General features: G+C 59.2%; 7 protein-coding genes. 2 read left to right on the top strand and 5 right to left on the bottom strand.

Translation table 11 applies throughout. The features are described from left to right. Positions 1-5 precede the first annotated feature (5 nt). From WA225_RS18970 to WA225_RS18990, 5 genes are all read right to left on the bottom strand, one after another. Positions 6-1,499, bottom strand: a complete 1,494-nt coding sequence (locus WA225_RS18970; protein ID WP_008081132.1) for an acetyl-CoA hydrolase/transferase family protein — start codon at positions 1,497-1,499, stop codon at positions 6-8. Positions 1,500-1,714: 215 nt separating this feature from the next. Beyond that, positions 1,715-3,148, bottom strand: a complete 1,434-nt coding sequence (locus WA225_RS18975; RefSeq protein ID WP_016985542.1) for an NAD(P)(+) transhydrogenase (Re/Si-specific) subunit beta — start codon at positions 3,146-3,148, stop codon at positions 1,715-1,717. Then, positions 3,148-3,468 (bottom strand): NAD(P) transhydrogenase subunit alpha, encoded by a 321-nt coding sequence (locus tag WA225_RS18980; protein ID WP_003187417.1) that lies wholly within the window; start codon positions 3,466-3,468, stop codon positions 3,148-3,150. Before WA225_RS18980 ends, WA225_RS18975 begins: the two co-directional genes overlap by 1 nt. A gap of 15 nt (positions 3,469-3,483) precedes the next feature. After that, on the bottom strand, positions 3,484-4,605 hold the full coding sequence (locus WA225_RS18985) for a Re/Si-specific NAD(P)(+) transhydrogenase subunit alpha (protein WP_422609112.1): 1,122 nt from the start codon (positions 4,603-4,605) through the stop codon (positions 3,484-3,486). A gap of 434 nt (positions 4,606-5,039) precedes the next feature. Continuing rightward, a complete protein-coding gene (locus WA225_RS18990; protein ID WP_422609113.1) occupies positions 5,040-5,939 on the bottom strand; it encodes a LysR family transcriptional regulator in 900 nt (299 codons plus the stop codon). A 158-nt stretch (positions 5,940-6,097) separates the two neighbouring features. On the opposite strand from WA225_RS18990, the gene WA225_RS18995 reads away from it, so the two are divergent. Both WA225_RS18995 and WA225_RS19000 read left to right on the top strand, forming a co-directional pair. Then, positions 6,098-7,279: an acyl-CoA dehydrogenase gene (locus WA225_RS18995; RefSeq protein WP_422609114.1), complete on the top strand. Its 1,182-nt coding sequence runs from the start codon at positions 6,098-6,100 to the stop codon at positions 7,277-7,279. Positions 7,280-7,292: 13 nt separating this feature from the next. Continuing rightward, on the top strand, positions 7,293-8,513 hold the full coding sequence (locus WA225_RS19000) for a CaiB/BaiF CoA transferase family protein (protein WP_422609115.1): 1,221 nt from the start codon (positions 7,293-7,295) through the stop codon (positions 8,511-8,513). The last annotated feature ends 212 nt before the right edge of the window (positions 8,514-8,725 follow it).

Here is an 8,725-nt window from a genome sequence, read left to right on the forward strand (position 1 = left end):
GTGAATTACACGGCGAGCATGCGCCCGGTTTCTTCCAGATTCATGTGCCAGCTCAAGGCTTCGCGCAGGATGTGCGGTGTGTGACCACCGATTGCACAGGCTGCCGTGAAGTAATCGTTCAGTGCCTGGCGGAAGTCTGGGTGCACGCAGTTATCAATGATGACTCGCGCACGCTCCCGAGGCGCCAGGCCGCGCAAGTCGGCCAGCCCGACTTCGGTCACCAGAATGTCGACGTCATGCTCGGTGTGGTCAACGTGGCTGACCATCGGCACTACGCTGGAAATCGCGCCGCCCTTGGCGATCGACTTGGTCACGAACACCGCCAGATGCGCGTTGCGTGCGAAGTCACCGGAACCGCCGATGCCGTTCATCATCCGCGTGCCGCAGACGTGAGTGGAGTTGACGTTGCCGTAGATGTCGAACTCCAGCGCCGTGTTAATGCCGATGATGCCCAAGCGACGGACCACTTCCGGGTGGTTGGAGATCTCTTGCGGACGCAGCACCAACTTGTCCTTGTACTTCTCCAGATTGCCGAACACATCGCTGTTGCGCCGCTCCGACAGGGTGATCGAGCTGCCCGAAGCGAAGCTCAGCTTGCCCGCATCGATCAGGTCGAAGGTCGAATCCTGCAGCACTTCGGAGTACATGGTCAGGTCTTCGAACGGCGAATCGATCAGGCCGCACATCACCGCGTTGGCAATGTTGCCGATCCCGGCCTGCAACGGGCCGAGCTTGTTGGTCATGCGCCCGGCGTCGACCTCCTGCTTGAAGAAGGTGATCAGGTGCTCGGCGATGGCGTTGGTATCGACGTCCGGCGTTGACACGGTGGACGGCGAATCCGACTGTTGGGTGATGACGATGGCGACAATTTTCTCCGGCGGGATCGGAATTGCTGTGCTGCCGATGCGGTCGTCGACTTTTACCAGCGGGATCGGCGTGCGCGTCGGGCGGTACGTCGGGATATAGATGTCGTGCAGGCCTTCGAGGTTGGCGTTGTGCGCCAGATTGATCTCGACAATCACCTGTTTGGCGAAAATCGCGAAGCTCGCCGAGTTGCCCACCGAAGTGGTCGGAACGATGTGGCCCTGTTCGGTGATGGCCACGGCTTCGATGACCGCGATGTCCGGCAGCTTCAATTGCTGGTTGCGCAGTTGCTCGACGGTTTCCGACAGATGCTGGTCGATGAACATCACCTGGCCGGCATTGATTGCCTTGCGCAAGGTGCTGTCGACCTGGAACGGCATGCGTCGCGACAGTACGCCGGCTTCGGTCAGTTGCTTGTCGAGGTCGTTGCCCAGGCTGGCGCCAGTCATCAGGCTGATCTTCAGCGGCGTGACCTTGGCGCGCTCGGCCAGTGCGTGAGGGACGGCTTTGGCTTCGCCGGCGCGGGTGAAACCGCTCATGCCGACGGTCATGCCGTCCTCAATCAGAGCGGCTGCGTCGGCGGCGCTCATCACTTTGTCCAACAACGAAGGCAGGCGAATACGGTCACGGTACATGGATTATTATCTCGGGAAGCGAGTAGCAGGATGCGCAGTCTAGTGAATTTGACGGGCGCCTGTCCCGCTACCAAGGTCGCAAACGAGGCGTCTATTCAGCGGGTTTCAAGTAAAACACCGTTACTGGATCTGCAACAACGCGGCAAATTGTCCGACTGTTTGCGCAAACAAAAACGCCCCGACAGGTCGGGGCGTTCCGTGTTGCAGCGGAGGTGTTACTCGACCGCTTTGACCATGTCTTCGATGACTTTCTTCGCGTCGCCGAAGACCATCATGGTCTTGTCCAGGTAGAACAGTTCGTTGTCCAGACCGGCATAGCCGCTGGCCATCGAGCGCTTGTTGACGATGATGGTCTTGGCCTTGAACGCTTCGAGAATCGGCATGCCGGCAATCGGCGATTTCGGGTCGTTCTTCGCCGCCGGGTTGACCACATCGTTCGCGCCGAGCACCAGCACCACGTCGGCCTGGCCGAACTCGGAGTTGATGTCTTCCATCTCGAACACCTGATCGTAAGGCACTTCGGCCTCGGCGAGCAGAACGTTCATGTGGCCTGGCATACGACCGGCAACCGGGTGAATCGCGTACTTCACGGTCACGCCACGGTGGGTCAGCTTCTCGGTCAGTTCCTTCAGCGCGTGCTGTGCACGGGCTACCGCCAAGCCGTAACCCGGCACGATGATCACGGTATCGGCGTTGGTCAGCAGGAAGGTTGCGTCGTCAGCCGAACCGGACTTCACCGGACGGGCTTCTTTCGCACCGGCAGGACCAGCATCTGCCGTGTTGCCGAAACCGCCGAGCAGTACATTAAAGAAGGAACGGTTCATCGCCTTGCACATGATGTACGAGAGGATCGCGCCGCTCGAACCCACCAGGGAACCGGCAATGATCAGCATCGAGTTGTTCAGCGAGAAGCCGATACCCGCTGCCGCCCAGCCCGAATAGCTGTTGAGCATCGACACCACGACTGGCATGTCGGCGCCGCCGATCGGGATGATGATCAGCACGCCCATCACGAACGCCAGCGCCAGCATCAGCGCGAACGCCGTGAGGTTGCCGGTGAACATGAAGGTCAGGCCGAGAGCCAGTGTCGCCAAGCCCAGCACAGCATTCAGCTTGTGCTGACCGGCAAACTGTACCGGTGCGCCCTGGAACAGGCGGAACTTGTACTTGCCCGACAGCTTGCCGAACGCGATCACCGAACCGGAGAAGGTGATCGCACCGATCGCGGCACCGAGGAACAGCTCCAGACGGTTGCCCGTTGGAATCGAATCACCCAGCTGTTTAACGATACCCAGCGATTGCGGCTCAACCACGGCGGCGATGGCAATGAACACCGCTGCCAGACCGATCATGCTGTGCATGAAGGCGACCAGTTCCGGCATCTTGGTCATTTCAACGCGTTTGGCCATGATCGAACCGGCCGTACCGCCAACCAACAGGCCGACGATCACGTAACCGATACCGGCAGTCGCGAGCTCAGCGCCCAACTTATAGATGAGACCCACGGTGGTCAGGATCGCCAACGCCATGCCGAGCATGCCAAACAGGTTGCCGCGTCGCGAGGTAGTCGGGTGCGACAGACCTTTGAGGGCCTGGATAAAGCAGATCGACGCGATCAGGTAGAGCGTCGTGACGAGATTCATGCTCATTACTTCGGCGCCTCTTCTTTTACTTTCGGGGCTTTCTTCTTGAACATCTCAAGCATGCGGCGGGTCACCAGGAAGCCACCGAACACGTTGACCGCAGCCAGCGCCACAGCAAGGGTGCCCATGGTTTTGCCCAGTGGCGTGACGGTCAGCGCAGCGGCAAGCATGGCGCCGACGATCACGATCGCCGAGATGGCGTTGGTTACCGCCATCAAAGGTGTGTGCAGCGCAGGCGTAACGTTCCAGACCACGTGGTAACCGACGTAAATCGCCAGCACGAAGATGATCAGGTTGTAGATACCGGGGGAGATAAGCTCTTCCATCGTCTGAATCCCTGCTTAGGCGTTTTTGCGGATGACTTGGCCGTCGCGGCACATCAGGCACGCGGCGACGATGTCGTCTTCGAGGTTGACGTCGAACTGGCCTTCTTTGGTGAAGACCAGCTTGAGGAAGTCCAGCAGGTTGCGCGCATACAGTGCCGAAGCGTCTGCAGCGACTTCACCGGCCAGATTGGTCGGGCCGCAAATGGTCACGCCATTCTCGACCACGACCTGATCAGCCACGGTCAGCGGGCAGTTGCCGCCCTGAGCCGCCGCGAGGTCGATGACCACCGAGCCCGGCTTCATCTGCGCCACGGTGTCCGCGCTCAACAGCGTCGGTGCCTTGCGGCCCGGAATCAGCGCGGTGGTGATGACGATGTCAGCCTGCTTGGCGCGCTCGTGCACGGCCTGCGCCTGACGCTGCATCCAGCTCGCCGGCATTGGCCGCGCGTAACCACCGACACCGACGGCGCATTCGCGCTCTTCATCGGTCTCGTACGGCACGTCGACGAACTTGGCGCCGAGGGATTCGATCTGCTCTTTCACCGCCGGACGCACGTCAGACGCTTCGATCACCGCACCCAGACGTTTCGCCGTGGCAATCGCCTGCAACCCGGCCACACCGGCGCCGAGAATCAGCACGCGCGCCGCTTTCACGGTGCCCGCAGCAGTCATCAGCATCGGCATGAAGCGCGGATAGTGGTGAGCGGCCAGCAACACAGCCTTATAGCCGGCAATGTTCGCCTGCGACGACAACACATCGAGACTCTGCGCGCGCGAGGTGCGCGGCGCCGCTTCGAGGGCGAACGCGGTAATGCCGCACTCGGCCATCTTCGCGATGGTGTCGTTGTTGAACGGGTTGAGCATGCCCACCAGCACCGTACCGCGCTTGATCAGCGTCAGTTCGGCATCGCTTGGGGCGACCACTTTGAGAATCAGCTCGGCGTCAAACGCGTCATTGGCACTGCCAATGGTTGCGCCTGCCGCTTCATAGGCACTGTCGACCACACTGGCTTTAACGCCGGCGCCGGTTTGCACAGTGACCTTATGACCTTGGCTGATCAGCTTTTTAATGGTTTCCGGGGTTGCAGCAACCCGTGTTTCACCGGTCTGGGTTTCGAGAGGAACACCAATGTGCACGTCAAATCTCCTGCGTGATCTTATTGAGTAAACCCATGCACTACGGATGGTGCGACTGGGGCGGCCGATCAGCACGATCCCGCCAAATCAGGGCGGGGCGCGGCATTTTGCAGGCGAACTTTATGCCCTTCAAGGGATTATGACGGGTGACGGAAAATTAACTACAAGTCATGCCGTGACCGAATGTCGCAGATGACCGCCTGAATCCCTTGCAGGCCGTGCCTTGTAAGGATTCTGGCCGAATATGGAAAAATTTCTCATCGGTGGCGTGAATAGGCAGCAATGCGTCGTTGATGAAGGCTCAAAGCCACGTGGTCAGGCGCTTGTGGGACGTCTGTACGACTTTCGGATACAGTCGGTTGAATTGCGACAAATAGTTATATCTGTAGGGCTTTTATTTTCCTGACTACGGGGTTAGTTATCGCTGTAAGCCTTTATCCTTCTAGGCTGTAGCTGTTTGCCTGGTTCACCAGCCAGTCGCGGAATGCCCTGAGTGACGCTGATTCGACCTTTCGCTCGGGAATCATCAAGTAATAGGCCTTGATGCTTGAGAGTGCCTGCGGGTTGGCAATCACCAGGCGCTTCTCGGCCAGTTCACGCTGGATCAGGAACGGTGGAATCAGCGCAATGCCCATGTCGTGCATGGCGGCCTGGGCGAGCATGGAGAATAGCTCGTAGCGCGGACCTGTCATGTCGCGGGGGATATTCAGGTGTTGCGAGTTGAACCACTGACGCCAGGCGTAGGGCCGAGTGGTCTGCTGCAACAACGGTAGCTCGGCAATCTCTTCGGCTGTCAGATGCGCCTTGTTACCGAGTAGGGCAGGGCTGCACACCGGCATCGGATTCTCACCCATCAGTCTGTGGGATTCGGTACCCGACCAGTCGGCATCACCGAAATAGACCGCCGCGTCGAATTCGGTATCGGCAAACAGAAAGGGCCGCGTGCGGTTGGTCAGGTTGACCGTGACTTCCGGGTGCTTGAGCTGGAAATCCTTGAGACGCGGCAGCAGCCATTGCGTGCCGAAAGTAGGCACCACCGCGAGTTCGATCACATTGGTGCCTTGTTGGCCCATCACCGAGAGGGTGTCGCGCTCAACCGCATCAAGTTGCGTCGCGACCCGACGACTGTAGGAAAGCCCCGCTTCGGTCAGTTTCACTCCGCGTCGTGAGCGTCGGAACAGTTCTACGCTGAGGAACTCTTCAAGGCTGGCGATCTGTCGGCAAATCGCGCCTTGGGTGAGGGAAAGTTCTTCGGCTGCGCGGGTGAAGCTCTCGTGGCGCGCGGCGGCTTCGAAGCTGATCAGGGCGGTGGTGCTGGGGATTTTCCTGCGCATGTACGTCAACCTCACTAATGCGCCGCAGAAAAGGTATTTCGCGACGTTTCGGAGTGAGAAATTAGCACAACAGAATGCGAAATCCTCGTTTGCCGCGACGGCGAACCGCGCCTAGGATCAATGCCACGTTAATTCAGCCGATTTGCGAGGACACACTCATGGGCGCTAAAGCTAGCTTCAACTGGATCGATCCCCTGCTGCTGGATCAACAGCTCACCGAAGAAGAGCGCATGATCCGCGACACTGCCGAGCAATTCGCCCAACAGAGCCTCGCACCGCGTGTCCTCGAAGCCTTTCGTCACGAGAAAACTGATCCGGCGATCTTCCGCGAAATGGGTGAAGTCGGCCTGTTGGGCGCGACCATTCCTGAGCAGTACGGCGGCAGTGGCCTCAACTATGTCAGCTACGGCCTGATTGCTCGCGAAGTGGAGCGTGTCGACTCTGGCTATCGCTCGATGATGAGCGTGCAGTCCTCGCTGGTAATGGTGCCGATCAACGAATTCGGCACCGAAGCACAGAAACAGAAATACCTGCCGAAGCTGGCTTCTGGCGAATGGATCGGCTGCTTCGGTCTGACCGAGCCAAACCACGGTTCCGATCCTGGCGCGATGATTACCCGAGCCCGCAAAGTCGACGGCGGCTACAGCCTGACCGGCGCCAAGATGTGGATCACCAACAGCCCGATCGCCGACGTCTTCGTGGTCTGGGCCAAAGACGACGCCGGCGACATCCGTGGTTTCGTACTGGAGAAGGGCTGGAAAGGCCTGAGTGCTCCGGCGATTCACGGCAAGGTTGGTCTGCGGGCATCGATCACCGGTGAGATCGTCATGGACAACGTGTTCGTGCCGGAAGAGAACATCTTCCCGGACGTGCGTGGCTTGAAAGGCCCGTTCACCTGCCTCAACTCCGCGCGCTACGGCATCTCCTGGGGGGCTCTGGGCGCCGCCGAGTTCTGCTGGCACACCGCTCGCCAGTACACACTGGATCGTCAGCAGTTTGGTCGTCCATTGGCCGCTACTCAGTTGATCCAAAAGAAACTGGCTGACATGCAGACCGAGATCACGCTGGCCCTGCAAGGTTGCCTGCGCCTTGGGCGTATGAAGGATGAAGGCACGGCGGCGGTCGAAATCACTTCGATCATGAAGCGCAACTCCTGCGGCAAGTCGCTGGACATCGCCCGTATGGCGCGCGATATGTTGGGTGGTAACGGTATCTCCGACGAGTTCGGCGTGGCGCGTCACCTGGTCAACCTGGAAGTGGTGAATACCTATGAAGGTACTCATGACGTTCACGCGCTGATCCTTGGGCGTGCGCAAACCGGTCTGCAGGCGTTCTATTAATAGGAGAGCGACCATGGGCGCGCTGTCGCATCTGCGGGTACTGGATTTATCGCGAGTGTTGGCCGGGCCGTGGGCCGGGCAGATCCTCGCCGACCTTGGCGCCGAGGTGATCAAGGTCGAGCGCCCTGGTAATGGCGATGACACTCGCGCCTGGGGGCCGCCCTTCCTTAAAGACGCTTATGGCGAGAACACGTCAGAAGCGGCCTATTACCTGTCGGCCAACCGCAACAAGCAATCGGTGACCATCGACTTCACTCGCCCCGAGGGGCAGAAGCTGGTGCGCGAGCTCGCGGCGAAGTCGGACATTCTCATCGAGAACTTCAAGGTCGGTGGTCTGGCGGCTTATGGCTTGGACTATGAATCGCTGAAGGCGATCAATCCGAATTTGATCTATTGCTCGATTACCGGGTTCGGCCAGACGGGACCTTACGCCAAGCGCGCCGGTTATGACTTCATGATCCAGGGACTGGGCGGGCTGATGAGCCTGACTGGTCGGCCTGAGGGTGATGAGGGGGGCGGGCCGGTGAAGGTGGGTGTGGCATTGACGGATATTCTGACGGGGCTTTATTCGACCGTTGCGATTCTGGCGGCATTGGCTCATCGCGATCACGACGGTGGCGGACAGCACATCGATATGGCGTTGCTGGATGTGCAGGTTGCATGCCTGGCCAATCAAGCGATGAATTATCTGACCACGGGCAATGCGCCTAAGCGTCTGGGCAATGCGCATCCGAACATCGTGCCTTATCAGGACTTTCCTACGGCCGACGGCGACTTCATTCTTACCGTGGGTAACGACGGGCAGTTCCGCAAGTTTGCCGAAGTGGCGGGGCAGCCGCAGTGGGCCGACGATCCGCGCTTTACTACTAATAAGCTGCGCGTGGCGAACCGGGGAGTGTTGATTCCGCTGATTCGCCAGGCGACGGTCTTCAAGACGACCGCTGAGTGGGTTGCTCAACTGGAGCAAGCGGGTGTGCCATGCGGACCGATCAATGATCTGTCGCAGGTGTTTGAAGATCCGCAGGTGAAAGCTCGCGGCCTGGCGATAGAGCTGCCGCATGCGTTGGCGGGGATGGTGCCGCAGGTGGCCAGCCCTATCCGTTTGTCACAGACCCCGGTTGAGTATCGTCGCGCGCCACCTTTATTGGGTGAGCATACGCTGGAGGTTCTGCAGAGTGTGCTGGGCTTGGGCGCGGGTGCGGTGGCTGAGTTGAAGGCGGCTGGGGTGCTCTGACTATCCCTCTATATAGAGGGGACTGTGTTTCCTTCCTATATAGAGAGACCTTTGGTCGTTTTTTAACCAATCTACAAGTGATTGAAAGAAAAGCGAAATTAACGGTTGACGGCAGATCTCAGGTGTCTATAATTCGCCCCACTTCCGGCGCAGTCGAAACGGAAAACTCCTTGAGATTCAATGAGTTATGTAGGTTTCGGCGGTGGGTTGCT

Source organism: Pseudomonas sp. (assembly GCF_049300855.1).
Classification (GTDB): Bacteria; Pseudomonadota; Gammaproteobacteria; order Pseudomonadales; family Pseudomonadaceae; genus Aquipseudomonas.

Bases quoted from the DNA above. Each gene is read 5' to 3' on its own strand.
- WA225_RS18970 (WP_008081132.1), bottom strand. From the start codon at position 1,499: ATGTACCGTGACCGTATTCGCCTGCCTTCGTTGTTGGACAAAGTGATG.
- WA225_RS18975 (WP_016985542.1), bottom strand. From the start codon at position 3,148: ATGAGCATGAATCTCGTCACGACGCTCTACCTGATCGCGTCGATCTGC.
- WA225_RS18980 (WP_003187417.1), bottom strand. From the start codon at position 3,468: ATGGAAGAGCTTATCTCCCCCGGTATCTACAACCTGATCATCTTCGTG.
- WA225_RS18990 (WP_422609113.1), bottom strand. From the start codon at position 5,939: ATGCGCAGGAAAATCCCCAGCACCACCGCCCTGATCAGCTTCGAAGCC.
- WA225_RS18995 (WP_422609114.1), top strand. From the start codon at position 6,098: ATGGGCGCTAAAGCTAGCTTCAACTGGATCGATCCCCTGCTGCTGGAT.
- WA225_RS19000 (WP_422609115.1), top strand. From the start codon at position 7,293: ATGGGCGCGCTGTCGCATCTGCGGGTACTGGATTTATCGCGAGTGTTG.